This is a genomic window from Paenibacillus sp. 10L310 (assembly GCF_056395745.1).
The window spans coordinates 88,724-115,494 of sequence record NZ_JBFTKC010000006.1; the positions used below are offsets into that span (position 1 = coordinate 88,724).

Annotated in this window: 26 protein-coding genes; 23 read left to right on the plus strand and 3 right to left on the minus strand. The window is 45.9% G+C overall.

Features of this window, described 5'->3' with window-relative positions:
* Nucleotides 1-9: 9 nt before the first annotated feature.
* Complete coding sequence (locus AC1DE7_RS15775) at nucleotides 10-786, plus strand: DUF3298 and DUF4163 domain-containing protein (RefSeq protein WP_051447377.1); 777 nt, start codon at nucleotides 10-12, stop codon at nucleotides 784-786.
* 523 nt (nucleotides 787-1,309) lie between these two features.
* The gene (locus AC1DE7_RS15780) at nucleotides 1,310-2,749 is read left to right on the plus strand and encodes a polysaccharide deacetylase family protein (protein ID WP_477534776.1); all 1,440 of its coding nucleotides are present in this window, start codon (nucleotides 1,310-1,312) and stop codon (nucleotides 2,747-2,749) included.
* Between the two features lie 240 nt (nucleotides 2,750-2,989).
* Here the strand turns inward: AC1DE7_RS15780 and AC1DE7_RS15785 are convergent, their stop codons facing one another.
* Nucleotides 2,990-3,292, minus strand: coding sequence for a hypothetical protein (locus tag AC1DE7_RS15785; RefSeq protein WP_017687204.1), 303 nt, complete (start codon nucleotides 3,290-3,292; stop codon nucleotides 2,990-2,992).
* Between the two features lie 351 nt (nucleotides 3,293-3,643).
* On the opposite strand from AC1DE7_RS15785, the gene AC1DE7_RS15790 reads away from it, so the two are divergent.
* The 3 genes from AC1DE7_RS15790 (at nucleotide 3,644) to holA (ending at nucleotide 6,751) form a co-directional block, all read left to right on the plus strand.
* On the plus strand, nucleotides 3,644-4,192 hold the full coding sequence (locus AC1DE7_RS15790) for an RNA polymerase sigma factor (protein WP_017687205.1): 549 nt from the start codon (nucleotides 3,644-3,646) through the stop codon (nucleotides 4,190-4,192).
* The gene (locus tag AC1DE7_RS15795; RefSeq protein ID WP_477534777.1) at nucleotides 4,189-5,478 is read left to right on the plus strand and encodes an anti-sigma factor family protein; all 1,290 of its coding nucleotides are present in this window, start codon (nucleotides 4,189-4,191) and stop codon (nucleotides 5,476-5,478) included. Before AC1DE7_RS15790 ends, AC1DE7_RS15795 begins: the two co-directional genes overlap by 4 nt.
* A gap of 256 nt (nucleotides 5,479-5,734) precedes the next feature.
* Nucleotides 5,735-6,751, plus strand: a complete 1,017-nt coding sequence (gene holA / locus AC1DE7_RS15800) for a DNA polymerase III subunit delta (protein WP_036668560.1) — start codon at nucleotides 5,735-5,737, stop codon at nucleotides 6,749-6,751.
* Nucleotides 6,752-6,939: 188 nt separating this feature from the next.
* Here the strand turns inward: holA and rpsT are convergent, their stop codons facing one another.
* Nucleotides 6,940-7,212, minus strand: coding sequence for a 30S ribosomal protein S20 (rpsT, locus tag AC1DE7_RS15805; protein WP_024628504.1), 273 nt, complete (start codon nucleotides 7,210-7,212; stop codon nucleotides 6,940-6,942).
* 175 nt (nucleotides 7,213-7,387) lie between these two features.
* Between rpsT and gpr the strand changes: the two genes are divergently transcribed.
* The 18 genes from gpr to AC1DE7_RS15895 all read left to right on the plus strand — a co-directional run bounded on the left by gpr (nucleotide 7,388) and on the right by AC1DE7_RS15895 (nucleotide 25,427).
* A complete protein-coding gene (gene gpr / locus AC1DE7_RS15810) occupies nucleotides 7,388-8,389 on the plus strand; it encodes a GPR endopeptidase (RefSeq protein ID WP_091013937.1) in 1,002 nt (333 codons plus the stop codon).
* 146 nt (nucleotides 8,390-8,535) lie between these two features.
* Complete coding sequence (locus AC1DE7_RS15815; RefSeq protein ID WP_477534778.1) at nucleotides 8,536-9,831, plus strand: stage II sporulation protein P; 1,296 nt, start codon at nucleotides 8,536-8,538, stop codon at nucleotides 9,829-9,831.
* Nucleotides 9,832-9,885: 54 nt separating this feature from the next.
* Complete coding sequence (locus tag AC1DE7_RS15820; protein ID WP_253502035.1) at nucleotides 9,886-10,245, plus strand: DUF3679 domain-containing protein; 360 nt, start codon at nucleotides 9,886-9,888, stop codon at nucleotides 10,243-10,245.
* A 145-nt stretch (nucleotides 10,246-10,390) separates the two neighbouring features.
* Complete coding sequence (gene lepA / locus AC1DE7_RS15825) at nucleotides 10,391-12,205, plus strand: translation elongation factor 4 (protein ID WP_036615097.1); 1,815 nt, start codon at nucleotides 10,391-10,393, stop codon at nucleotides 12,203-12,205.
* Between the two features lie 222 nt (nucleotides 12,206-12,427).
* The gene (gene hemW / locus AC1DE7_RS15830; RefSeq protein WP_036668565.1) at nucleotides 12,428-13,612 is read left to right on the plus strand and encodes a radical SAM family heme chaperone HemW; all 1,185 of its coding nucleotides are present in this window, start codon (nucleotides 12,428-12,430) and stop codon (nucleotides 13,610-13,612) included.
* Nucleotides 13,613-13,730: 118 nt separating this feature from the next.
* Nucleotides 13,731-14,201, plus strand: a complete 471-nt coding sequence (locus tag AC1DE7_RS15835) for an N-acetyltransferase (RefSeq protein ID WP_017687214.1) — start codon at nucleotides 13,731-13,733, stop codon at nucleotides 14,199-14,201.
* A gap of 254 nt (nucleotides 14,202-14,455) precedes the next feature.
* A complete protein-coding gene (gene hrcA / locus AC1DE7_RS15840; protein WP_036615092.1) occupies nucleotides 14,456-15,487 on the plus strand; it encodes a heat-inducible transcriptional repressor HrcA in 1,032 nt (343 codons plus the stop codon).
* Between the two features lie 44 nt (nucleotides 15,488-15,531).
* Nucleotides 15,532-16,095: a nucleotide exchange factor GrpE gene (gene grpE / locus AC1DE7_RS15845; RefSeq protein WP_036668567.1), complete on the plus strand. Its 564-nt coding sequence runs from the start codon at nucleotides 15,532-15,534 to the stop codon at nucleotides 16,093-16,095.
* 161 nt (nucleotides 16,096-16,256) lie between these two features.
* Entirely contained in the window at nucleotides 16,257-18,101 is a 1,845-nt protein-coding gene (gene dnaK / locus AC1DE7_RS15850) for a molecular chaperone DnaK (RefSeq protein ID WP_047843796.1), read from the plus strand.
* A gap of 129 nt (nucleotides 18,102-18,230) precedes the next feature.
* Nucleotides 18,231-19,355: a molecular chaperone DnaJ gene (gene dnaJ, locus AC1DE7_RS15855; protein ID WP_036615086.1), complete on the plus strand. Its 1,125-nt coding sequence runs from the start codon at nucleotides 18,231-18,233 to the stop codon at nucleotides 19,353-19,355.
* Nucleotides 19,356-19,595: 240 nt separating this feature from the next.
* A complete protein-coding gene (locus AC1DE7_RS15860) occupies nucleotides 19,596-19,964 on the plus strand; it encodes a hypothetical protein (protein ID WP_017687219.1) in 369 nt (122 codons plus the stop codon).
* Nucleotides 19,965-20,222: 258 nt separating this feature from the next.
* A complete protein-coding gene (locus AC1DE7_RS15865) occupies nucleotides 20,223-20,402 on the plus strand; it encodes a YfhD family protein (RefSeq protein ID WP_017687220.1) in 180 nt (59 codons plus the stop codon).
* Nucleotides 20,395-20,787 (plus strand): hypothetical protein, encoded by a 393-nt coding sequence (locus AC1DE7_RS15870; RefSeq protein WP_211080824.1) that lies wholly within the window; start codon nucleotides 20,395-20,397, stop codon nucleotides 20,785-20,787. The genes AC1DE7_RS15865 and AC1DE7_RS15870 overlap by 8 nt, the downstream gene beginning before the upstream one ends.
* 190 nt (nucleotides 20,788-20,977) lie before the next feature.
* Nucleotides 20,978-21,943 (plus strand): 50S ribosomal protein L11 methyltransferase, encoded by a 966-nt coding sequence (gene prmA, locus AC1DE7_RS15875; RefSeq protein ID WP_477534779.1) that lies wholly within the window; start codon nucleotides 20,978-20,980, stop codon nucleotides 21,941-21,943.
* Between the two features lie 3 nt (nucleotides 21,944-21,946).
* A complete protein-coding gene (locus AC1DE7_RS15880) occupies nucleotides 21,947-22,627 on the plus strand; it encodes a site-2 protease family protein (protein WP_253439422.1) in 681 nt (226 codons plus the stop codon).
* A gap of 138 nt (nucleotides 22,628-22,765) precedes the next feature.
* Nucleotides 22,766-23,530 (plus strand): RsmE family RNA methyltransferase, encoded by a 765-nt coding sequence (locus AC1DE7_RS15885; protein ID WP_249912134.1) that lies wholly within the window; start codon nucleotides 22,766-22,768, stop codon nucleotides 23,528-23,530.
* 2 nt (nucleotides 23,531-23,532) lie between these two features.
* Nucleotides 23,533-24,879, plus strand: a complete 1,347-nt coding sequence (gene mtaB, locus AC1DE7_RS15890) for a tRNA (N(6)-L-threonylcarbamoyladenosine(37)-C(2))-methylthiotransferase MtaB (RefSeq protein WP_477534780.1) — start codon at nucleotides 23,533-23,535, stop codon at nucleotides 24,877-24,879.
* 113 nt (nucleotides 24,880-24,992) lie between these two features.
* Entirely contained in the window at nucleotides 24,993-25,427 is a 435-nt protein-coding gene (locus AC1DE7_RS15895) for an NUDIX hydrolase (RefSeq protein ID WP_477534781.1), read from the plus strand.
* Nucleotides 25,428-25,484: 57 nt separating this feature from the next.
* On the opposite strand, the gene AC1DE7_RS15900 is transcribed toward AC1DE7_RS15895, so the two are convergent.
* A complete protein-coding gene (locus tag AC1DE7_RS15900; protein WP_477534782.1) occupies nucleotides 25,485-26,486 on the minus strand; it encodes a Na/Pi cotransporter family protein in 1,002 nt (333 codons plus the stop codon).
* Nucleotides 26,487-26,771: the final 285 nt, after the last annotated feature.

Below are 26,771 nucleotides of genomic sequence, written 5' to 3' on the forward strand. Positions count from 1 at the left end.
ATGAAAGCTATGAAAAAGAAAACGATAAAATACATGAAGATGGGGGCCATGGGCTGTGTAGCCATGCTCGGCGTCGGCGCAGCGAGCTTATCTGCATATGCGCTGGCCTCGGCACCTGTTTCAGCGAACGTAACTGTCAGCTCTAAGGTACAAGCAACCGTCCCTTCGGCTACAGGTGTAAAAATCGTGGAGAAGGTACTGAGCACAACAAGCAAGAACCTTATTGTGAACATCAAGGTACCGCAGCTGGACGGCATGCTGGACACCAGATACCAGAATGAACTGAATGGCATCCTTTTATCCCGTGCGCAAAAGGATCTTGCTCAGTGGGAGAAGGATGCCGCAAAAACGGCCAAAAAGGCAAAAGTAAATCACCAGAAGTTCCACCCCTATGAATTTTACGTCAGCTATAAGCTAAAGTCGGACGGAACTGGAAACCCGGCAGGAGTAGTTTCGCTTGAAGTAATCACGGAAGGGTACAGGGGCGGAACAAGCATGCCCCGGATCGATACCTACAACTTGAAAAATGCCTCTGCGGCTCAGCGCGTGACACTGGAGGATCTCCTCGGTTCTAACTATAAAGAAAAGCTTGATGCAGATATTCTTGCGCAAATGAGAAAGGATCCCGATCAATACTTCCTGGAAGAATTCAAAGGGACGTTCACGGAACAGTCGTTTTATATTGAAAAAGGCGAACTGGTTATCGTCTTCCCAAAATACAGTATCGCGCCGGGATATGTGGGTTCACCGGAGTTCCGTTTCAATTTGAAGAATGCCAGCCTCTGAGGCAAAGCCGAATGACGATTATTCTGAATGTGGCATCCCGAAGACTCTCTTCTTACGGGATGCTTTTTTTTAGTTCTAAAGGTAGAAGTTCCATGAAAATGTTTTGTTCTCTTCATTGATTACATTAATTGGAGAAAACTTTTTTCACAAGCTCGGCGTCCTGCCTATGAGCGACAAATCAAAAAGGATAGGGACGAAAGCAAAATGCACGACAACATGAATCATTTCGGAAGTTTAATCCGGAACTTTGCACCGGTACGAGGCGATGGTAAACGTTATATACCAGAATTTGATGGCTTAAGGGCATTATCCGTCATGGCTGTCATGGCCTACCATCTTAATATCAAATGGGCTCAGGGGGATTTGCGTGGCTCCTCATTATCGATCTGTCGAGAGTGATGGCACTCAGTGGTGCTTTTCTGTCATCGATGTTTTATGTGAATAACTGGTGGTTGATTTTTCATCAGGTATCGTACAATGACTTGCAGTTTTATGACTAGAATAAAGATAAGGATGATTTGAAATGAACAAAAGGAAGAAAACACGGTGGCCCGTTTGGCTGGTTGGATTTATTGTATTAGCTGGCGGGATTCTAGGAATCAATCTAATGGTGCAAAATGTTCTAGCTGGGAACCACAGCGTTACAGAGAACGTTGAAGTGTCGCCCAGTGCATACCCAGGCCTAAATATCGAAACAAGGACGAAGAATACGAAGCATTATATACTGTCGATTAGCAACGTTCTCTCAAACAGCAAGGAGATTAATACTCCTATTCAGACGTGGGTCAATGATCAGGAAAAGAAATTCTTAGCCCAGGTTGGGACCGGTGCAAAAACGCTTCAAGGCGATCATCGTGCTGAATTGAATATTACAGTAGATACGAATAAAATTAATGACCATTTATATAGTTTAGTGTTCACTTCCTATCAAATCACCACAGGCGGTGCTAATGGACAATCGATAATAAAATCTTTTAATATCGACACAGCTGAAAATAAAATATTGAATTTATCTGATATCATGACTTATGACAAAGCAGCTGTTAACCATATTATGTCCATCGTGAAGGAAGAATTGAAGAAACAGAAAAACGTTCACTCTTATGTATTCGAAGCAGAACTTCAAAAATCTATAAAAAATCCATCTGGATGGAAATGGTCCATAGGTAACGGGGTCTTTACTTTATACTTTAATAAATACGAGATCGCTGCTGGTGCAGCCGGAACGGTCCAAGTGAACATTCCACTGAAATCCTTGCATTCCTACTTGAAGAAGGACCTTACTAAAAAATGGAATATTACTTATGGAAATAACGATGAACCAAAAGGGAAGAGGCCAACTCAGCCTCCGCTTGATCCTAAAGGGAAATATGTGGCTCTTACCTTTGATGATGGGCCTCACCCAAAGGTGACACCTAGAGTTCTAAAGACTTTGAAGGAGTACAACGCGAAGGCTACTTTCTTCATGCTGGGCGTACAAGTAGAGTATTATCCTGATATGGCTAAAAAGGTTGCTAAGGCCGGCCACGAGATCGGCAATCACTCCAAGAGTCATCCAAATCTTGCGAATATGAGCCTGAGTGAGGTGCGCAAACAAATCATAGAATCATCGGACCGAATCGAGGATGCGACTGGGGAAAAACCAACCCTATTCCGTCCGCCTTATGGTGCTATGAATGAATCAGTCAAAAAAGTCACCAAAGAACAGAAAACACCCATTATTTTATGGTCTGTGGATTCGCTGGATTGGAAAAGCCGGAACGCCCAAGCTGTAAATAAAGAGGTTGCTAAAAACATCAGATCAGGTTCGATTGTACTTATGCATGATATTCACGCTTCTACAGCTGATGCACTGCCCCACATGCTTAAATCACTAAAAAAGCAAGGCTACCAATTCGTAACGGTTTCTCAGTTATTGTCCTTGAATGAATCCACAGGAAATGGCCCTTATTATAATCAATAAGTTCATCACACAAAAGAGGTACAAACCTTCGTTTTTCTAAGGTTTGTACCTTTTCTATAAGAATGGATTTGTACTATCCTATATAAACCGACCTTCATTTATTTGGATTTAAAAATCATTCCTTGCTGTTTCATTTGATTGCAAGTCACAGTACAAAAAAAGCCCGCTTTCCGTTACACTCCAGGAGGGAGAATATCGGAAAACGGGCCATTTTTTCAAATTGTAGAAGAAATATAAGAACTACTCTACGCCATCCTTAAAGTGTTTGCTCCAGTGTTTGTCGCCCTTGTGCAACAGATCTTCTACCGTTTTCTCAAGAGTCATCAATAGCTGTGCTCTGACATCCAGTACGGTTTCTCTGTACAAGCGTTCTTCCGATCCAACGATTTTATCGCCGTATAATGCCTGTGCAGCTACATACTTCCGATGTTCCTCGACCAGAGTATCAATGGACTCCAATGCATGTTCAACAAAGTGGGAAATACTTTGATATTCTTTGGGCATTTGTTCTTTTAAAGCTTGAATTTTCGCAAGAGCTGGCATGCTCATCACCTCGTGTTTATGAATGTAAATTTACAATACACTATTTTCATGAAAATTGCATTAAAATCAGCTTAAATTTGGACAAATTTCGACTTTTTTTATTTTAGGAACCAAAAAAGTGCTTATCTATAATGTATGCCATTGCATTTGAATTGAGTCGTGTAAGTAATGGAATCCCTTTTGGATACGTTTGGTGACTCGTTATGCAATTTCTGTTATTCTAAGAGAAGATTTCAGCGGCCCTAATACATACGCCGTTATTTTGTTATGGCAAATTAAAAAAATACTTAACTTTGCAACAATTTTATTGATGATCACGTCTGTAAGGTTGCAGGGAGAGGGGGATCCTTTGTGGTAGAGCCGGAACTCATCAGAGCCGCTCAATCGGGCGATCGCGACGCTCTAATTACCCTATTGCGGGAGATTGAACAACATGTCTATCGGACCGCATATTACATTCTAAATAATGAACAGGACGCTTTGGATGCTGCGCAGGAAGCGTTGATCCGAATTTACACCAAAATCAATTCATACGAAGAAAAGGCCCAATTCAAAACATGGGTACAACGCATCGTCACGAACATCTGTATTGATAAATTCAGAAGAACCAAGCCGTCTGTCTCCATTGACGAACATGACATGGTTTTTCAGGATAATCAGGATGTGGAGTACGAGGTCATGTCTACATATGTGGCCCAGGACATTCAGGATGCGATCAACAAGCTTCCCGAGCATCATCGTACCGTTATTGTTCTAAGATATTTGCAGGACTTATCCTACAATGAAATTGCGGATTGTCTCGATCTTCCGTTGAATACGGTGAAATCTTATTTATTTAGAGCCAGGCAGCAATTACAGAATCTACTACAGGAATATCAGAAAGGTGGTGTGACAGGATGAAATGCGAAGAGGTGGTGGAATGGATGCACCGCTATCTGGATCATGATCTGGGCGAGGCGGAAACCGCGCAGATGCTACAGCATGTGGCAAAGTGTCCGGAGTGCGCCGAGAATTTTAGTTTACTCAGAGCTCTTTCCAGAGAACTGGAAGAATTGCCGCAAGTAAGCCCGAAATTTAGTCTGGTTGATGCGATTATGCCACAGCTTGATGCCATTGACGAAGCGCGGAAGGAACAAAGTAGCACCATACAGGAAATGAATCCTGTCCCCGCTACATTTGAGAATTTACAACGTTCAAGTGAGCGGAAAACGAAGCAAAAATGGCTTAACTCGATGGCAGGACGTATGTCCATGGGTGCAGCGGCTGCGGCAGTTATATTGGGATTCGCCATCTGGGGAAATCCGCCTGAACAGATTGAGAATGCCGATTCCATGCTGATGAGCTCTGGAGCTTCTCAAGAGAGCGGCAATTTGGATGAGAATTCATTAAGCAAGAATATTGAAAATTATGATCCTGCCACTTCGTCCCAACCAAGCAGCAACGATGTGTTTGTGGGTCAATCGAATGATTCACCAACTAAACCAGATAACCAAGACGTAGAAACAATGCCTGAAGAGAACGGTGGAGATGAGGTACAGGAGCCTGAAGTTCAGTCAGATCCGACACCTAAACAACCGGCTACTGAATCAACGCCTGCTCCGAATAAAGGACCGCAGGATAATTCGTCCAGAACTCCTTCGACCGATAATCAGAAGAATCCGGCTCAGAACCAAGATTCTGAGCAGAGAATTCAGGAATCAGGAGATTCTCCTAAATCTTCTGCAGATGGGGAAGAGAATGGAGTAACAGAAACAGAAACAGAAAATGGAGATGCCCAATCCTTCACTTCTCAGGATACAACACCTAATATGACTGAAGATGTTCCGGTTGAAGGTAACACTGTACCTGATTCCAGTGCAGGTGCAGACGCTTCTGGAGGGAACAAAGGATTCGCAGCAGGACCGGATCAGGGAATGACTACAACAGCAGCACCAAAAGAATGGAAGTCACCTGACGGTTCCTATGTAGTTATGCTTATTGGTGATCAAATCAGCATATACTCCAAACCTGTGAGCGAACCGGATGTTCTAAATTTGGTTGAACAACGCAGCATAGAGGGGACACTGAAGTCAGCGAGTTGGTCAAAGGATGGTACCCTTTTTAATTACGAAACGGACAAGGACGGAACAACGGCGAAGAACTCGTTTAATGTACCTGTTGTTTCAGGTGGAGCTCCTGCGAAATAATTAAAAATGGGGAGTGCGCTCCTCTAAACGAAAGAACATTTTCAGTATGACAAGCATATAGTGGAAGTAACAAAACGTCCTATCTCAGTTCAAACAACTGACGTCGTATGACCGCGCACCGGCTTTTTCTAGAACTGCTGGTGTCTGCGTTTATATAGATGTAGGACAGGGGACCTTCATCCGCAACTGGATGTAAGGTCCCTTTGTTGTCTTGCGCTTTTTCTGATAGGATAAGAGGGATAAGGAGGCGCCGTGAATGGATGTAAAAAGTGCAACAAAGGCAATACGTAATGGAGAAACGGCACCGATCTATGTGCTGTACGGAACGGAGAAGTACCAGATACAGCAATTTACGGATATGTTAAAAGAACAGGTTATTGAAGAAGAACATCGTGATTTTGCGATTATTCCATATGATTTGTCTGAAACGGCTGTGGAGGTTGTTATTGAAGAAGCAGAGACTGTACCTTTTCTGGTTCCACGCAAATTAATTATCGTAAGGGATGCGAGCCTGTTCACCGCAGGTAAAGAATCCAAGATTGAACATCAGGTTGATCGTCTGCTTACATATATGGAAAATCCGGCAGATTACAGTACGATTGTTTTCCTGGCCCAAGGGGATAAGCTGGATGAGCGTAAGAAACTGGTGAAAGCTGTCAAGAAACAGGCAGTAGTTCTTGCTTTTGCTCCACTCAGTGGAGAAGAGTTATTGAATTGGATAGTGAAACTTGCGAAGCAGCGGGATGTTTCCTTGGAGACGGGAGCGGCGGAAACGTTGATCAGCTATGCAGGAACAGGTCTTCAGACCCTGTCTGCTGAAGTAGATAAGTTATGTTTGTTTGCGGGTAATGGGGGGACAATCAAACGTGCTGATATCGAGTCACTGGTTGCCCGTAGTACAGAGCAGAATGTATTTTCACTGGTGGAGGAACTTGCTAATTTGCGACTGGAGAAAGCGTTGGCTCTTTTCTATGAGTTGTTGAAGCAGCGGGAAGAACCGATTAAAATTGCGGCTTTAATCGCACGCCAGTTTCGGATCATGATCCAGGTGAAAGAGTTGGGACAACAAAGTTACTCCCAGCAGCAGATTGCCAGTCAGCTTGGTCTGCATCCGTATGCTGTTAAGATTGCAGGTGAGCAAGCCCGTAAGTTTCAGCCGGAACGTCTGAGAATGATTTTGAGTCACCTCAGCGAACTGGATTACCAGATGAAAACAGGAGCGGTGGATAAAGTACTTGGTCTGGAGCTGTTCTTATTGAGACTTGGTGCATGAATGGATAAGTAAACGTAATAGATTACTAGTGTGAATAACAAACAAAGCGACCTTTGCTCCATGATCGTTAAATCATCGGAATAAAGGTCGCTTTATCTTTGTCTTATACTTATCGAATCAGATACTAAAAAATCCTGAAAGCCTATGCTGTTCAGGATTTTTCCATTGGATCGTATAAGTAACGCTTCTTACGCTTGTGCGGAAAGAGCGTTCAGTTTTTTCGCCAAGCGAGACTTTTTGCGTGCTGCAGCATTTTTATGAACCAGACCTTTAGTTACAGCCTTGTCCAGCTTTTTGGAAGCAGCTTGAATCGCAGCTTTTGCAGTATCAACTTCGTTACTTACCAGAGCAGCATCAGCAGCTTTAACAGCTGTACGGAGTGCAGACTTCTGAGAAGCGTTGAGTGCGCGGCGCTTGTCGCTCGTTTTTACGCGTTTAACAGCGGATTTGATGTTTGGCATTACATTCACCTCCTGTAAGGCATTTGCATGAATACAAACGTTTCACAACTTAAAATATTCTATCACGCTAGCATGTAAAATGCAACAGATATTCCTACGATGTTCGACATGCTGTATAAAGAAACCCTTTTTCCCACACAATATGCTCAAATGCGGTAAGGGAGGCAAGGACAGAATGACACTGGATTTGCAAAACTATACAGTTCGTACCGATTTGGCGATCGACTCCAAGGAAATGGCGCAAGGTGGACAGAAACAGACGATTCCCGGACTACGGGAAGATGTAGAGAAAAAAGAGGGCATTACGATTACACGTATTGATGTCCTGACTGAAGAAGCAGCCACGGCCATTGGTCGGGTGAAAGGTCACTATGTCACCTTGGAAGTACCTTCACTACGGAATGGTGACACCGAGTTACAGGAGCGAGTTGCTGCCGAGTTCACACGTGAAATGGAAGATTTTATGGTTAAGGCCGGAATTAACAAAACATCCAAGGTCTTGATTGTGGGCCTGGGCAACTTAAATGTCACCCCGGATTCACTCGGTCCACTTGTTGTGGAAAATCTGATGGTGACGCGTCAGTATTTTGAATTGGTGCCAGATCAGGTTGCGCCAGGGTATCGGGAAGTCAGCGCGATTGCTCCCGGCGTGTTAGGTACAACGGGCATTGAATCCAGTGACATCGTACAGGGGATTGTAGACCGGACCAAGCCGGATGCCATTATTGCGATTGATGCGCTGGCCTCCCGTTCCTTGGAACGTGTAAATACAACGATTCAGGTAGCGGACATTGGTATTCACCCGGGTTCCGGTATTGGAAATAAACGGCGTGGCCTAACTCGTGAGATATTAGGTGTGCCTTGCATCGCCATCGGAGTACCAACCGTATGTTATGCGTCCACCATTGTGAACAATGTGATTGAGATGATGCGCTCACACTTCCGCCAGGAAACGGATCAGACCAAACAGATCATGGGTATGCTGGACGACATCGGTGAGCAAGATCGCTTGAGTCTGGTGAAAGAGGTACTGGAGCCACTAGGTCATGACCTCATTGTTACCCCAAAGGAAATCGATGAGTTTATTGAGGGAATTGCCAATGTTATCGCTACAGGACTTAACGCTGCACTCCATGATGCCGTAAATCCGGATAACGTAGCGGCCTATACACATTAAAACTTAAAACTGCTGAGAAGAAGGTCCGAATCTATCGGACTTTCTTTTTTTTGTTTCTGGAATCTTTCATTTTCCTGTTCTATCAAATTAGGCCGGCTCATAGAGTTGAAGTATAAGAGTTGTCCAGCAGGGAAGGAGACAGCAGAATGAACAAGATATTGGCCTGGAATATTGGAAAGTGGAAAAAAAGATGTCTGCACGTGCTGGCCATGGGCCGTACGTTGTTGTTGCTTATGATCATATCTGCCTTGTTTTTTGTTGTACTGGGTCTGGGGGGCATGGCAGAGAAACGTTTGAATAATTCACCCGTTTCTTCCATGAAAGGATTTGCGAGTGCCGTATCAAGCCGCTTTTTTGTTGATATGCTCGGTATGGAGATGCCCCATCTCACTCAGAAGGAACAGACGTCTGCTATATCCGGTGAAAACCTCACCTCATTTGTTTTTCAATTACTAACGAATGTAAATCCTCAAGATCCAAAGAGCCTGATTGCGAGAGAAATGCCGGGCATGGGTTCCAACCAACCTGTTCTGCTCCGTCCTGGATCTGGTAACGAAAAAGCCGAGGCTCCCGAAGATTATCAGCCCGGTCCCGGTCTTACGGATACGGCTTCCGCAGGTGGAGGGAAACCCGGTAGTGAGCTGCACATTTCTCCAGGCCAGGATAATACGGATCCACCTGAGTCGAGTGAGCCTGGAGATGGAGAAGGTAAAGAAGATCCCCCAGCAAAGAATGGTGAGAAAGACAATTCAGGCTCACCGACAACAGGCAAAAAGTCAATTCTTATCTATCATTCCCATCCACGGGAAGGCTACAATCCACTGCTAGGTACGAAAAGTGATAATCCATCAACAGGCAAATCAACAGGCAATGTGTTTCAAGTGGGAACCTACCTCTCAGACAGTCTGGAGAAGCTGGGAATCGGCGTAGAACACGCCAAGGATGATTACCCCACTAAAGTTAAGGACTACAACTGGAACTATTCTTATAAATACTCCCGTCAAACGGTAAAAGCGGCACTCGCTCAAAATGATGATCTGACGTATCTCATAGACATTCATCGCGATTCACAACGTCATGGCAAAACAACAACCACTATTAATGACTTGGGCTACGCCAAAGTGTATTTCATTATTGGACATGAAAATCCAAATTGGCGGCAGAATGAAGCCTTTGCAGCGAAAATTCATAAGAAACTGGAAGCCAAGTATCCTGGGGTATCCCGTGGTGTGTGGGGCAAAGATGGCGGAGGAGCTAACAATGGAGAGTATAATCAAACCCTTTCACCCAACAGCATTTTGATTGAGATTGGCGGCATCGACAACACAGGAGCTGAGCTCCAACGGACATCGAAGATTCTAGCAGACATGATTGCCCAAGTGTATTGGGAAGATCAGAAGGTGGACAAAGCCAGTGCAGAAACGTCATCACAGGGTGGATAGGGACTATATATGTATGAAGAACAAAATAGTAGAGAGTGACAGGAGGCAAAGCATATGTCCAGATTCGGTAAAAGACTGTTATCCATCGCTGTATTAATGTTGCTGGGTGTGCTGTTTGGAATGCAACTGGCTGGCAGCAACTTTCATATGGGTAATTCATCAGACGGCACGTCAACCGCTGTGACAACAGAGCCAACTTCACAGGTTACCGAATCTGTCCCGACTGCACCTGTCCAAAAGGAAATCAAAGAACCACCATTTGTACCTGTTCAGTCACCAAGCCAAGTGCTTGGGGCGGATCAAAATAAGGCTCCGGTTGATGTGTTGGCAGACAAAACGGCTGGATTATTGCAAAATCTCTCACACAGTGGGATCAAGTGGGTTGTCTCTCTTTTTAGCGGCGTTGCTGAATAAAATACCATAATTTTAAGGTACAATATAACCTCTGGGAGTGCATGAAGACACTTTATTATAAAGTTGAGACATCACGGGATTGATGCACTGTGCTTCAACTGTTATAATGAAGTGATTGACACTAGGCTGTTTCTGGGGGTAAGGAATGACTGACATTCGGGCAAGACAACGTAAAATTCGTAACTTTTCTATTATTGCACATATAGATCACGGCAAATCAACACTTGCGGACCGGATCTTGGAGCACACAGGTGCGCTCACTTCACGTGAAATGCAGGAACAAGTTCTGGATAAAATGGACCTTGAACGTGAACGTGGAATAACGATCAAGCTACAAGCAGTAGCCTTGACTTACAAAGCGGATGATGGTGAAGAGTATTTATTGAATCTGATTGATACACCGGGACACGTAGACTTCACGTATGAAGTATCACGCAGTCTTGCTGCATGTGAAGGTGCTCTGCTGGTTGTGGACGCGGCTCAGGGAATTGAAGCCCAAACACTTGCCAACGTGTATCTGGCATTGGATAATAATCTTGAAATTTTACCGGTTATCAACAAAATTGACCTTCCGAGCGCTGATCCTGAACGGGTGAAGCAGGAAGTGGAAGATGTTATTGGTTTGGACACAAGTAATGCGGTTTTGGCTTCGGCCAAATCAGGAATCGGAATCAAAGAAATTTTGGAACAAGTGGTGAAAAGTGTTCCGGCCCCAACTGGTGATCCTGACCAGCCTTTGAAAGCGCTGATTTTTGACTCGCACTATGATCCGTACAAAGGTGTAATCGTATATGTGCGTGTTGTTGACGGCAAAATCAAATCCGGTTCCAAAATTAAAATGATGGCGACAGGTAAATCATTTGAAGTCATTGAAGTTGGAGCGTTCAAACCTCGGATGACCATCGTGGACGAGCTGAACGTCGGGGATGTTGGATTTATCGTTGCAGGTATCCGGCATGTTGGCGATACACAAGTCGGGGATACGGTAACGGATGCCAAAAATCCAACACCGGAACCTTTGCCGGGTTATCGTAAAATTAACCCAATGGTGTATTGTGGTCTCTATCCGATCGAAACATCGGACTATGTTGATCTGCGTGAAGCGTTGGAGAAATTGCAGTTGAACGATGCGTCTCTGAGCTTTGAACCGGAAACATCCAGTGCACTCGGTTTTGGATTCCGTTGCGGATTCCTTGGACTGCTTCACATGGACGTTATCCAGGAGCGGATCGAGCGGGAGTTTAACATTCCGTTGATCACAACGGCACCAAGTGTAATCTATCACGTCACCTTAACGAATGGTGAAGTGATGAAAATCGATAACCCATCCAACTATCCTGAAGTGGGACGGATTGATTACGTCGAGGAACCATACGTCAAGGCAGATATTATCGTACCGAATGATTATGTAGGTACCATTATGGAGCTGTGTCAGACTAAACGCGGTGAATATGTAAATATGGAATATCTGGACACAACCCGGGTTACCATTACCTATGAGATTCCGTTGTCCGAGATTGTATATGACTTCTTCGACCAGTTGAAATCCGGTACCAAAGGATATGCATCTCTGGATTATGAGCTGTCCGGTTACCGTCAGTCCAATCTGGCGAAAATGGATATTGTACTCAATGGCGAACAGGTGGATGCTCTGTCCTTCATCGTTCACCGTGATCGTGCCTATAACCGCGGACGCATTGTCTGTGAGAAACTGCGCGAGCTGATTCCACGGCAAATGTTCGAGGTGCCAATTCAGGCATCTGTAGGTACCAAGGTCGTTGCTCGTGAGACGGTAAAAGCAATGCGTAAAAACGTACTTGCCAAGTGTTATGGTGGTGACATCTCGCGGAAACGGAAACTGCTTGAGAAGCAGAAGGAAGGTAAGAAGCGGATGAAGCAGGTTGGTAACGTTGAGGTGCCACAAGAGGCATTCATGGCGGTACTGAAAATTGATGACTAGGACGTTTGCTTGCAAACGTCACGTGAATCCTTTTGGTACATCAATAATATGTGTATGAAAGGATAAACGATATTTTGTTTCGGGTACATCACATAATGTGTGTATCGAAATTGAATTGTAGGACGTTTGCTTGCAAACATCGGTACAACACAGAATATTAAATAACTAAGCTGAAAGGGAAGCCGGATGGCTTTCCTTTTTTCAAATAGAGGGGGACTTGCCATGACATTGGCAGCACACAGCCGGAAGACAGGTGCGCCCCAAGCGGTGTATCTTCACATTCCCTTTTGCACGAATAAATGTTTTTATTGCGACTTTAACTCTTACGTTCTGAAAGATCAGCCCGTGATGCAATATCTCGAAGCGCTGGAACGGGAGATGGAACATACAGTTAAGGCCAATCCACCGGGTGAGATCAAGACCATATTTGTAGGTGGGGGTACGCCAACAGCTCTGAAACCGGATGAGATGGCCGTATTTCTTCGTTCCGTGAAGACGTATTTCCCAAATTGGGCGGACGATATTGAATTTTCGATGGAAGCCAACCCGGGAACAACGGATGCGGAGAAACTCGCTGCGATGAAAGAAGGCGGCGTCAACCGTGTCAGCTTTGGCGTGCAGGCTTTTCAGAATGATCTGCTGACAGGCATTGGCCGTATTCATAATACGGATGATGTATATCGCAGTTTGGAGAATGCTCGAAAAGCAGGCTTGAATAACCTGTCCATTGACCTGATGTTTGGTTTGCCAAACCAGACTGTTGAAATGTTGAATGAGAGTATCGACAAAGCGCTGGAACTGGATCTGCCGCATTACTCCATCTACAGCCTGAAAGTGGAAGAGAATACACTTTTCCATACCCTGTATCAGAAGAACCAGTTACCACTTCCTCATGAAGATGATGAGCTGGAGATGTATCTTCTATTAATGAGACGTATGAAAGAAGCGGGCTATGGACAATACGAGATTAGTAACTTTGCCAAGCCGGGCTTTGAGAGTCGTCACAATATTACCTACTGGCGTAATGAGGACTACTATGGTCTGGGTGCAGGTGCGCATGGATATGTGGGCCGCGAACGGCATATGAATATTAAAGGTATAAATCCTTATGTTGAAGCTTCACGAGCAGGACTGCCTCGTCTGGATCATTTTGAGATTGCTCGCCCGGAAGCTATGGAAGATTATCTGATGGTTGGACTGAGAATGTTGGAGGGAGCTTCGGCCTCACGCTTTAGCGAACAGTTCGGAGAGTCCATGGAAGAAGTGTTTGCGAAGCCTTTGGGCAAAATGTTGAACGCAGGGTTGCTTGAGCGGACGGCAGACGGCTTCCGACTGAGCGAGCAGGGTATCCTGTTCGGAAATGACGTTTTTGCGGAGTTTATCGGGTCCATATCGCTGAATTCATAGCTTGAAATTCTATACGCTCTGTTGTATATTTATTCATATTGATTTTACAGAGCGTGTTAATTTAACAACTACGAAGTCAGCTTTCCTCTGGAAAGCTTGGTAATAGGAGGAGAGCAGGATGTCGGTAATATGCAGAAAAGCCGTGCCGGAAGATGTTGAACCACTGTATGAAATGATTAAGGGCTATGCAGAGCGTGGGATCATGCTTCCGCGATCACGGGAAATACTGCACCGACAGCTGGAGCACTTTGTTGTAGCCGAAGTTGATGGTGAAGTGGTGGGTTGCGGATCGCTTTGTCGTCTGGGGAACGATTTGGTGGAAGTCAGATCACTCGGTATCTCGGAAGGACACAAAGGGCTCGGTATTGGCTCCCGATTGCTGGACCGACTGGTAGAAGAAGCGGAGAAACAACAGATTCCTAAGGTTATGGCGTTGACATATGAAGTATCCTTCTTCCTCAAAAACGGCTTTGCCGTGGTGGAAAAAGAGATTTTCCCTGAGAAAGTATGGACCGACTGTGTTCATTGCAGTAAGCAGGATTGTTGCGATGAGATCGCGGTATTAAAAGAGCTTAACGTTTCAGCATAACAACTGAATGGACTGCATGAATCGAGCCGAGTCAGCCTCTGCCCTACATGCAGTCCTTTTTTACTTCAAAGTATGTTCAATAAAGTTGTTAGGACTCGTCGACATTGGTCTATACTATAAATAGATGAGCCCACTCATCAAACTCACTTGACAATGTTCACGTCAGTTTGGTATTTTTGTATTACCGCTTAGCACTCATCTAACCGGAGTGCTAACGACATGGGACAGTACAGTCAGAAGGAGGGATACTCACCATGTTAACAGAGCGTCAACGAATGATTCTGAACGCTATAGTGGATGACTATATCCGTTCAGCTGAGCCCGTAGGGTCCCGGAGCATTTCCAAAAGGGGAGATGTTGGATACAGTCCGGCGACGATCCGTAATGAAATGGCGGACCTTGAAGATATGGGTTTCCTGGAACAGCCGCATACATCGGCAGGACGAATTCCATCCCATAAAGGCTATCGATATTATGTCGATCATTTGGTCCCTTGGAATCAGGTGGAGCCTCAGGAGTTGGATGATCTCAAGTCGTTCTTCGCTGAAAAATTGAACGTCATGGAACAAGTTATTCAGCATGCATCCAATATTTTGTCACATATGACGAATTATACTTCGATCCTGCTTGGACCGGAAGTATTCCATACGTCCTTACGTCACTTCCAATTGCTTCCGTTGAACGAGAGTGAAGCTGTGGCAATTATCGTGACCAATACAGGTCAAGTGGAGAACAAGACGGTTCAGATTCCACCAGAAATCTCGGTAGCCGAGATGGAAAATGTGGTTCGCTTGTTAAATACCAAGCTTGTGGGCGTACCAATCTACAAATTGAAATCCCGTCTTTATACCGAACTTGGGCAAGAGATGGAACGGCATATTACACGTTACGAGGAAGTTATGCAGGTGCTGAACAGTGCCTTTGACAACGAACATGATAATCGTCTGTTCCTCAGTGGTGCCACCAATATGTTGACTCAACCGGAGTTTAAAGATATCGAAAAGGTAAAAGATATTCTTGACCTGCTGGAAGAGACACCAACACTCATGAAATTGATGATGCCCGTGCCGGGTGGATCTGGTATTCAAGTGCGAATCGGCACTGAGAATGATCATGAAGCCTTTGCCAACTGTAGCCTGATTACAGCCTCCTATTCATTGGACGGTGAGGCTTTGGGGTCGATCGGTATTTTAGGACCCACGCGGATGGATTATGCACGTGTCATTCATATTTTAAATACACTATCCCGTGACTTGACGGCGATGCTAACACATCGTTTCAAATAAGATTCGGGAATGAACCATTTCATTCGTATAAGGAGGTGAACATCTTGAAAGAGGAGCAATCATTTACAGAAGAACAAGAGGTAACAGCAACTGAGCAGGAGCCTATTAATGAAGCTGGCGCTGCAGAAGCACAAGCTGAAGAGATGGCTGGTCAGGAGCAGGATGAGCTTGCACGTCTGAAGGCAGAGGCTGAGGAGCAACAACAGCGTTATGTCCGTGCACAGGCTGATTTTGATAACTTCCGTCGTCGTACGCAGAAGGAAAAAGAAGAATTGGCTAAATACGCTTCGATGAAGCTGGTCACCGAACTGGTACCGGTTATTGATAACTTCGAGCGCGCCATGGCTACTGTACCGGAAGGAGCAGAGGTCGAATCTTTCTCCAAGGGCATCCAAATGATCTTCCGTCAATTGGAAACCGTGATGAATAATGAAGGTCTGACGGCTATGGAATCGGTAGGACAACCGTTCAATCCTGAATTCCACCAAGCAATTATGCAAGTGGAGAGCGACGAGTACGAAGAAGGTATCGTTGTTGAGGAAGTCCAAAAAGGCTACATGCTGAAAGATAAAGTGCTTCGTCCAGCTATGGTTAAAGTCAGCTCATAAATTCCTTATAGGAAGGAATGAGTCGGCTCCATGGTTGAACAATGTGGGCGAAGTTTAATATAAAGGTTTGTACACATAGAGCACGATTAGCAACATGAACATCTAAATAAGGGTCAGATCAGACCCATTCATTTTAAATTGTTGAGGGAGGAAATTTTCGGATGAGCAAAGTAATTGGTATTGACTTAGGAACAACAAACTCATGCGTAGCAGTAATGGAAGGCGGCGAGGCTGTCGTAATTCCAAATCCGGAGGGCGCACGTACAACTCCATCCGTAGTTGGTTTCAAAAAGGATGGAGAGCGCGTTGTTGGTGAAACAGCAAAACGTCAAGCCATCACCAATCCGGATCGTACCATCATGTCGATCAAACGTCACATGGGTACTTCCCACAAGGAAACAATCGATAGCAAAGACTACTCCGCACAAGAGATCTCTGCAATCATTCTGCAAAAATTGAAATCCGATGCTGAAGCTTATCTGGGTCAAACGGTAACTCAAGCAGTTATCACTGTACCAGCTTACTTCAATGACAGTCAGCGCCAAGCGACTAAAGATGCGGGTAAAATTGCAGGTTTGGAAGTTCTGCGTATCGTCAACGAGCCAACAGCAGCAGCTTTGGCATACGGTATGGAGAAATCTGAAGACCAAACGATCCTCGTATATGACCTGGGTGGCGGTACGTTCGACGTATCCATTCTTGAACTGGGTGATGGCTTCTTCGAAGTTAAAGCAACTAGCGGGGACAACAAACTAGGCGGGGATGACTTTGACCAAGTGATCATTGATTACCTCGTAAGTGAATTCAAAAAAGATCAAGGCATTGACTTGAGTAAAGATAAAGCAGCGGTTCAACGTTTGAAAGATGCAGCGGAAAAAGCGAAAAAAGAACTTTCCGGCGTATTGACTACAACGATCTCCTTGCCGTTCATCACAGTTGCTGATGGCGTTCCTCAGCATTTGGAGTTGAACCTGAGCCGTGCGAAATTTGAAGAAATCTCTGAAGGTCTGGTTGAGCGTACGCTTGAACCAACTCGTCGTGCATTGAGTGATGCGGGTATGACGCCTAACGATATCGACAAGATCGTATTGGTTGGTGGTTCGACACGTATTCCAGCAGTACAAGAAGCAATCAAAAAACTGACGGGCAAAGAGCCACACAAAGGCGTTAACCCGGATGAAGTTGTAGCTTTGGGTGCTGCTGTACAAGCGGGCGTACTGACAGGTGACGTGAAAGACGTTGTATTGCTCGACGTAACGCCATTGTCCCTGGGTATCGAAACAGCGGGTGGCGTATTCACTAAAATGATCGAGCGTAACACTACGATCCCTACAAGCAAATCTCAAGTGTTCTCCACGTATGCAGACAATCAACCAAGCGTTGAGATTCATGTTCTGCAAGGTGAGCGTGAGATGGCAGCGGGTAACAAATCGCTTGGACGTTTCATGTTGGGTGATATTCCACCAGCTCCACGTGGCGTTCCACAGATCGAAGTTAGCTTCGATATTGATGCCAACGGTATCGTTAACGTATCTGCAACAGATAAAGGTACGAACAAAACTCAAAAAATCACAATCACTTCTTCCAGCGGTTTGAGCGATGCTGAAGTTGAGCAAATGATGAAAGATGCTGAGTTGCACGCTGAAGAAGATAAAAAACGCAGAGAACTCGTTGAAGCGAAAAACAGTGCAGATCAATTGATCTATTCTGTTGACAAAACGATCAAAGATCTTGGCGAAAAAGCAGATGCTGGCGAAGTTGAAAAAGCGAATGCTGCCAAAGAAAAACTGCAAGGCGTTCTGGCTTCCGACAACCTGGAAGATATCAAAGCTGCTACAGAAGAACTGACAGAGATCGTTCAACAACTGTCCGTGAAACTGTATGAGCAAGCTCAGGCGCAAGAGCAAGAAGCACAAGGTGCTGAAGAGCAACAAGGTTCTGCTAAACGTGACAACGTCGTAGACGCTGATTACGAAGTTGTGGATGAAGATAAAAAACAAAACTAATTCGTAGTTCTACGCGAATTAAACATCGGTGACGTTCGAATTAGAGGGAAAGTCATAGCCGGGGCTCCCGCGCTTTGGCTTTCCTTTTGTCACGATGTGCGATATGGTGAATGATATGGGGGTGGAAGAGTGGCTGAAAAGCGTGATTATTATGAGGTGCTTGGCGTTAGTAAAACGGCTAACGACGATGAGATTAAAAAGGCTTACCGTAAGCTTGCCCGTCAGTATCACCCTGACGTAAACAAGGCTGCTGATGCGGAAGCTAAATTTAAAGAAGTTAAAGAAGCTTACGACGTAGTGAGTGACGGTCAGAAGCGTGCACAATATGATCAATATGGTCATGTCGATCCGAATCAAGGTGGATTCGGTGGTGGCGGTGATTTTGGCGGCGGCGGATTTGGCGACATCTTCGACATGTTCTTTGGCGGCGGTGGCGGTGGACGACGTGATCCAAATGCTCCGCAACGGGGGAATGATCTGCAGTACACGATGACAATTGAGTTCAAGGAAGCTGTATTCGGTAAAGAAACCGATATTACGATTCCGCGTACCGAAGGCTGTGATACCTGTCATGGCTCAGGTGCCAAACCTGGAACGAAACCGGAAACCTGCTCGGTCTGCCAAGGTAGCGGTCAGCAGGAAGTCGTGCAAAATACACCGTTTGGTCGTATGGTTAATCGTCGTGCATGTTCGAACTGTAGCGGTTCGGGCCAAATTATCAAAGAAAAATGTACAACGTGCAGTGGTAGCGGTAAAGTTCGCAAGCAACGCAAAATCCATGTCCGCATTCCAGCGGGTGTAGATGATGGCGCGCAACTGCGTATGACAGGTGAAGGCGAGGGAGGCCTGCGTGGCGGACCAGCTGGAGATCTGTATATTGTCATTCGCGTGAAATCACATGATTTCTTCGAGCGTGAAGGCGACGATATTTATTGCGAAATCCCACTTACCTTTGCTCAGGCAGCTCTGGGAGATGAAGTTGAGATCCCAACGTTGACCGAGAAAGTGAAGTTGAAAGTACCAGCTGGTACACAAACGGGAACGTATTTCCGCCTCAAAGGCAAAGGTGTACCACGCCTGCGCGGTATGGGGCAGGGGGATCAGCATGTGAAAGTGGTTGTGGTTACACCTAGTAAGCTGAATGACGAGCAGAAGGATCTGCTTCGCCAAATTGCTTCGCTGGATGGAGAGCAAACACATGAGCATGAACAATCTTTCTTTGATAGAGTGAAACGCGCCTTCCGCGGCGACTGAGAATAAAATAAAGTAAGTTCAAAAGGACACCACAGCGGTTTTTACCGCGGGGTGTCCTTTTTTGTACGCCTTTTTTAGTGGTTCAGTGGTTTTTGTGAAATCCATGGATTTATGCTACAAAGAACGACAGCAATTTGTGGGAGCATTTCGGTATATTCTGAGCGAACTTGCGGAAAGATAGCATGGCGAGAATGATATGCATAGCTGATATGCGAGAAATTAGGGAAGCAGGTGAAGCGGATGACCGAGAAAAATATTTTGGCGTACTTTCACAGCCCGGAGCAGGCTCAAGGGGCGGCCAAAAAACTGGAGGCATTGCGAGTGGAGGACCTGTCAATTAATCGATTCAGCCGATATGCGGGTGTAGGACCAAGCGGGGCTTCCTACAAGCCGGGCGTTTCCGGCAGTTTTTCATCATGGGTGCCCGATTCGATGCAAACAAATGCCAGTGCTGGAATTATGGCTGCGGCGGACCCTTCTGCAAGCGGCATGAGTGATGGTGGACAGGGTGGCCCTACAGGAAGAGATGTATTACTAACTGTCATCGTAGATGAATCGGTACATCACCGCGCTATGTCTATAATCGAACAAGCCGGTGGAATGATCTAGTTTCAGGAAATGTATATAAGATGGACAGATAATTACACTTTAACGGAGAGTGTAGAACCAATCTGAAGAAGCGAAGCGTTCGCCTAAAAGCTTTCGCAAGAAAGCTACTTCGGAAGCATACGCTATCCCCGGATTTCTCCCTTTAAGGAGGGAGTTGAAGGAATCTGGGGATAACAGCGATCGGAGGATGGGACTACAATCGGAGTGTTACAGTGGAACACGTATTAGTTCATTATAATTTGAAGGAGGAGCATTACAATGGCAGAACATGAACGTCCAGGCAAGATCTTAACAAAAACGGAAAAGATGAAACGTATGCAATCCGCAAAAAATGAGGACGTGGAATTCAGCGCTGAAGCTGCGGATCATGAAGATATCGAAGCACTACGCCGCAGTGAAGCGGCTGATCGACGTCAGGGACGGGAGCTTCATGACTGAAGATCGCTCGGCAGTGACCCTCGAAGCTGTTTTTACAAGCTGGACTGAGGCTGAGTCTGCACGCAGAGCCCTGGAATTGTTGCACCCGAACCAATTGAGTATTGAGAGCCTTGGCAATGAAGCGTCTGCATTGGACTCAAACGATGTTACGGGCTCCGATAATTCTCCTACGGCCGTCGTTGGAGGATTTAGTGGCGAATTGAATGTACTTGCCCTGATTAGCGATGAAACGGAAATGTTGTCCAATGGTCAGGTGTATGATACACCCAAAGAGGACTCGGCCAACAGGCTAAAACAAGAAATTTTGCTGACCGTGTCCGTATCCAACGATTCGCTCCCGCAAGCCGCAGAGATGATCACGCAGAATGGTGGGCGTTTTTGCTAACTGAGATTCGAATTATGCAAAATGCTGAAGTAAATGAAACAGATATGTATGAATAGATGACAGGATATTCGAGCAGTCAGGCTGCGGATATCCTGTTTTGTTTTTCTTTTACTGGTGCGGCTTTGTGCTCCGGCTAGCTTGTGTAGTACAATAGTTGGGATGTTTGAATAATGAGGAGGAAAAACCAAGTATGTTATGGCATGAACTAACAATACATACCACAGAAGAAGCTGTGGAGATGATTTCGAATTTTTTACATGAAGCGGGTGCTGGAGGGGTTTCGATTGAAGAGTCCGGTACTTTAAATAAAAAACGGGACACAACGTATGGTGAGTTATACGACGTTCCATTGAATGATATTCCGGAAGGCTTTGCGGTCATCAAAGGGTACTTCTCCGAAGGTACGGACATGGTTGCATTACAGTTAGAAGTTAATCCGAGAGTTGAGGAACTCTCCGAATTCGGAATTGATACAGGTGAGGTTCGTTATGAGACGCGTACAGTGGATGAAGATGACTGGGCAACAGCCTGGAAACAATATTTCAAGCCGGTACGTGTATCGGAACGTTTGACGATCAAGCCAACATGGGAAGAGTATACGCCTGAAAGTCCAAATGAGAAAATTATTGAGCTTGATCCAGGCATGGCTTTTGGTACAGGAACCCACCCAACGACCTCCCTCTGCTTGCGCACACTGGAAACGGTTATTCAGGGCGGCGAGGAAGTTATTGACGTAGGTACAGGTTCTGGTATTTTGGCTATTGGAGCGATAAAACTTGGGGCAAAACATGTACTGGCGCTCGATCTTGATCCAGTTGCCGTAATTAGTGCCAGGGAGAATGTGGAACTGAATGGGCTGGAGCAACAAATTACGGTTAAAGAGAGTGATCTGTTGTCCGTCCTTGGGAGTCAGGACCCTGCACTTGGTGTACAACTGCCGGTTAAGGTTGTCGTGGCGAACATTCTGGCTGAGATCATTTTGTTGTTCGTAGACGATGTCTATAATGCGCTTGAGTCTGGTGGCACCTATATTGTATCCGGCATTTGGAAGAACAAAGAGCAGGTTGTGCATGATGCACTTGTAGCCTCCGGATTTGAAGTGAGTGCGATCCACCGTGATGAGGATTGGCTGGCATTTGTAGCCAGAAGGGGGTAACCCATGGACTTCCTGGAGCGGTTCTTTCGCCTTCCGATTGATCAATTACCATTCTTCCTGCTGACCATCCTGATCGCATTTACAGTTCACGAATTCTCACATGCGTATTTTGCCAACAAATTTGGTGATCCAACGGCTAAGCTGCTTGGAAGAGTTACGCTGAATCCGGTCGTGCACTTTGATCTGCTGGGTGTGTTACTGCTTGTTATTGCAGGCTTCGGTTGGGCGCGCCCAGTTCCTGTAAACCGTGCGAATTTTGACAAACCAAGATTGATGGGGACTATCGTATCTGTCGTAGGTCCTCTGAGTAATCTGCTGCTCGCCATTATTGGTGCCATTGTCTACGGTTGTCTGTTTGGATCAGGCGTACTGGGCAACATTGAGAATGAGCGAGTGGTTACAGCCCTGATGACGTTTTTACCTATGTTCAGCATAACGAACTTTTTCCTGTTTATGTTTAATCTGATTCCTCTTCCGCCATTGGATGGTTATCGTATTCTTGAAGATGTATTGCCAAGGCCCCTCAGTCGCAAGCTGCAGGGTGTGGAACAATGGTCCATCTTTATTTTCCTGCTGATTCTGGTTATCCCGCCATTGCAGGCTGTAACGATTCAACCGTTATATGTATTTGCAAATAACATGTATATGGATCTGGTAGGTCTGATTATTGAATTATATCGCTAAAAGCGTATCGTGTTTTGGACGGATATACTGGTCAGAAACACGTAAAAGTTGTATGATCATCTGTGGCGATTGGATTCACGCCTGCCATCAGGCGGGGTGAATTCCAGTCATAACAGGACAGAATGGGTGGATTGACTAATGCAGCGATATTTTGTATCTGCAGAACAGTTTAATGAACACGCTGTGATTATCACAGGTGATGATGCACGCCATATTGGCAAGGTCATGCGTGGTAAACCTGGAGATAAACTGATTGTCAGTGACGGAAACTCCAGAGAAGCACTCGTGGAAATTGAGACCATTGAAGTTGGCCAAGTTACTGCCAATATTGTGGAACCTCTCGAGATGGACCATGAAGCACGCATTCGTGTAACCGTGGCACAGAGTTTGCCCAAGGGTGACAAGATGGAAACAGTCATCCAGAGATGTACTGAGATTGGGGCGGTATCATTTGTACCCTTCCTATCAGAGCGTACGATTGTGCAATATGATGCCAAGAAAGAAGGCAAACGGTTGGAGCGGTGGCGGAAAATTGCCAAGGAAGCTGCCGAACAGAGTCACCGGAATCGTATTCCATCCGTCGAACAGCCGCTTTCCTGGAAAGGGCTGTTATCTTCTTTTGAGGGCTATAGCCTGGTATGTTATTGTTATGAGAAAGAAAACGGTAAACAGCTGAGAGATGCACTGAAGCCGTTTATAGAGCAGCTTGCACCTGATGCAAGTGCAGAAGTATTGATCGTGGTTGGACCGGAAGGTGGATTTTCTGAGAAGGAGACGGCAGAGGCTGATCAGGCAGGTGCTGTATCTGTTGGACTGGGCAAACGCATTTTGCGTGCTGAGACAGCTGGAATGGCAGCACTAACTTGCGTGCTATATGAATCCGGAGAAATGGGAGGAATGTAATTATGCCATCCGTGGCGTTTTACACCTTAGGCTGCAAAGTTAATTTCTATGATACAGAGGCGATTTGGCAATTGTTCAAAAACGAAGGTTACGATCAAGTGGACTTTGATGAACAGACAGCGGATGTATACTTGATTAATACTTGTACAGTAACCAATACCGGCGACAAAAAGAGCCGTCAAATTATTCGTCGTGCCATTCGGCGCAACCCGGAGGCGATTGTGGCCGTTACAGGCTGCTATGCGCAGACTTCTCCGGCAGAGATTCTGGACATCCCAGGGGTGGATCTGGTTATCGGTACACAGGACCGTGACAAGATTCTGCCATATGTTAATGAAATTCAGGAGTCCCGTCAACCGGTTAACGCGGTACGTAATATTATGAAAACCCGTGTATTTGAAGAAATGGACGTACCGGATTTTGCTGACCGTACCCGCGCGTTCCTGAAGATTCAGGATGGTTGCAATAACTTTTGCACGTTCTGCATCATTCCGTGGTCTCGTGGTCTCTCGCGCAGTCGTGAGGCGAACAGCATTATTCAACAGGCGCATCAACTCGTACACGCCGGATACAAAGAGATTGTTCTCACGGGTATTCATACAGGTGGATATGGGGATGACATGGAGAACTATGATCTGACCGATCTGCTGTGGGATTTGGATAAGGTAGAGGGTTTGGAGCGTATTCGAATCAGCTCGATTGAAGCCAGCCAGATCGACGACCGTATGCTCGACGTGATCAAACGTTCGGACAAACTTGTTCGTCACTTCCATATTCCGCTGCAAGCGGGTGATGATACGGTGTTGAAACGCATGCGCCGTAAGTATACGACAGAAGAGTTTTACAATAAAATGCTTCGCATTCGGGAAGCAATGCCTGATGTAGCGATTACAACAGACATCATTGTTGGATTTCCAGGTGAGACGGATGAGATGTACCGTAATGGCTATGAGTTGATGCGGAAGATCGGTTTTTCCGAAATGCATGTATTCCCTTATTCCAAGCGTACGGGTACACCAGCAGCACGAATGGAAGATCAGGTGGACGAAGAAGTCAAAAATGCACGTGTGCATGAACTGATTGACTTGTCTGAGCAGATGCAGCTGGAGTACGCTGAGCAGTTTGTTGGACAGGTACTGGATGTTATTCCCGAAGGTGAAGCCAAAGGCCGCGAGGGAAGTGGCAAGCTGCATGGTTATAGCGACAACTACATTCAACTGGTCTTTGATGGAACGATGGATATGGTCGGTAAAGTGTGCCGAGTCAAAGTGGTTGAAGCTGGCGTCAACGAGAGTCAGGCTACGCTGGTACGTGTGTTGGAAGAGAAACTTAAGTCCGCCGCGATATAATCGAGGCGTCAGAAACAAGGATTTCATTTCCTTGGGGAGCTTACCCGGGGAGATGAGGTCCTTCTTTTGCAAAAAATAAGATAAAGATATCGAAGTTGATGGGGGAGAGCACGATGAACAAAAAAGAAATTTCAGCAGGCGGAGTTGTTTATAGAACAGGGGAAGATGGAAGTCTTCAAATTCAGCTTATCGTAGATCGTTATGGTAAAACAACTCTCGCCAAGGGCAAAATGGAAGATGGAGAAACAATCGAACAGACGGCACTGCGCGAAATTTTGGAAGAGACAGGTATGGTGGGTCGCATTGTAGAGCCGGTTGATATCATTGCTTACACGTACCAACATGCAGATTTTGGCCCGGTGGACAAGGAAGTTCATTATTATCTCGTTGAAGCCGAGAGTGGTGATCTACAGCCTCAGATTGAAGAAATCAAGGGTGTGGATTGGTATGCTCCGGAAGAAGCATGGTCCTTACAGCAGCAGAGCGGATATGATAATAACGATGATATCTTGCGTGTAGCCCTGAACAAGTTAGGTATTAACGTATAATGCACTATTGTTCGAGTCAGTTAGCCGCGCGCTCTGTGGGTCCGGATAGGCAGATCATCAAGCCACGGGTGACTTCGCCACGGGGGCGTGGACCGGTGGTTTTTTGTGCCAGATTGGCAAGTAACAGAATGGCAAAGCGAGCAGTGAACTGGTGATGTTAAAAAGGGTCTGGGCATGCGCAATCTGTGCCCCGTTGTCCGCTGACAGCCAGGCCGAAGCTGCATGCAGCTGGCCGATCAGCGGCATAAATAGCAGCGCTCCCGCAATGTTTAATACAACATGGGAGGCTGCGACAAATTTGCCTGCGGATGCTCCACCCGCGGCAGCAATCACAGCGGTGATGCAGGTCCCCACATTGGACCCGATCACAATGGCGATGCCGATCTCCACAGGCAATACTCCTGTGGCAGCGAGCGTAATCGCCATGCTAATGACAGCAGCGCTGCTGTGAATGAGAGCTGTCAGACATGCACCTGCCAGGAAGCCCCACCACAAGCTGTCGGCCGAGCGGTCGAGAAACCATTGAAATACGCCCATGCTCCGCAAGGGTAAGGCAATGGATTGCATCACCTGAATGCCTGTCATAACAAGTGCAAATCCGGCAGCTGCGAGGAAGCTGTACTGGATGTTAAACAGAGTCTGACGCGTGCGTTCAGGAGCGGCCAGATTGCGTTCACCAAGAACAACAAACATGGCCCAGCCCGTTAGCGACAGGACGAGTAGCGGCAGGGAAGCACGTCCGATCTGCAGTCCCACCAGCTCCGTCGTCAGGCATGTCCCGATGTTGGTGCCGAGGATGATGCCAAGTGTTCGTCCATAGGTAATTAATCTGGCATTAGCCAGTCCAATGGTGAGTACGGTGACCGCAGTACTGCTCTGTAACAGGGCCGTTGCACCTGCACTGAAGGCCATGCCTTTCCATGGAGCAGAGGTGGCACGATTGAGCCAATCTGCCAACATGGGCCCTGCCATGCGCTGCAAGGCCGTTTCCATCAGCTTCATGCCACCAAAAAAGATAATAAGCCCATAGAGTAAGGGCAATATAACATCTCTAAACATAGAAATATCATTCCTTCCATCCGGTTCCTTAACTCATCCTATGAGTAAGAAAAGACAACCATGACAAGCCTAAAGGAATTCAGAGGGAAGCGACCTAAATTACCCCACCCCAATTCGAAAGATACGGTGATTCGTGCAAACGTAGCGAAGAAGACGAAATTGAATCTGAAGAAGCGAAGCGTGCGCCTTTGTCTCCGGATTTTCCCTTTAAAAAAGGGAATCAAAAAAATCTGGAGACAACAGCGATCAGAAGATCGATTCGTAACCGGAACGTCACTTAACTGC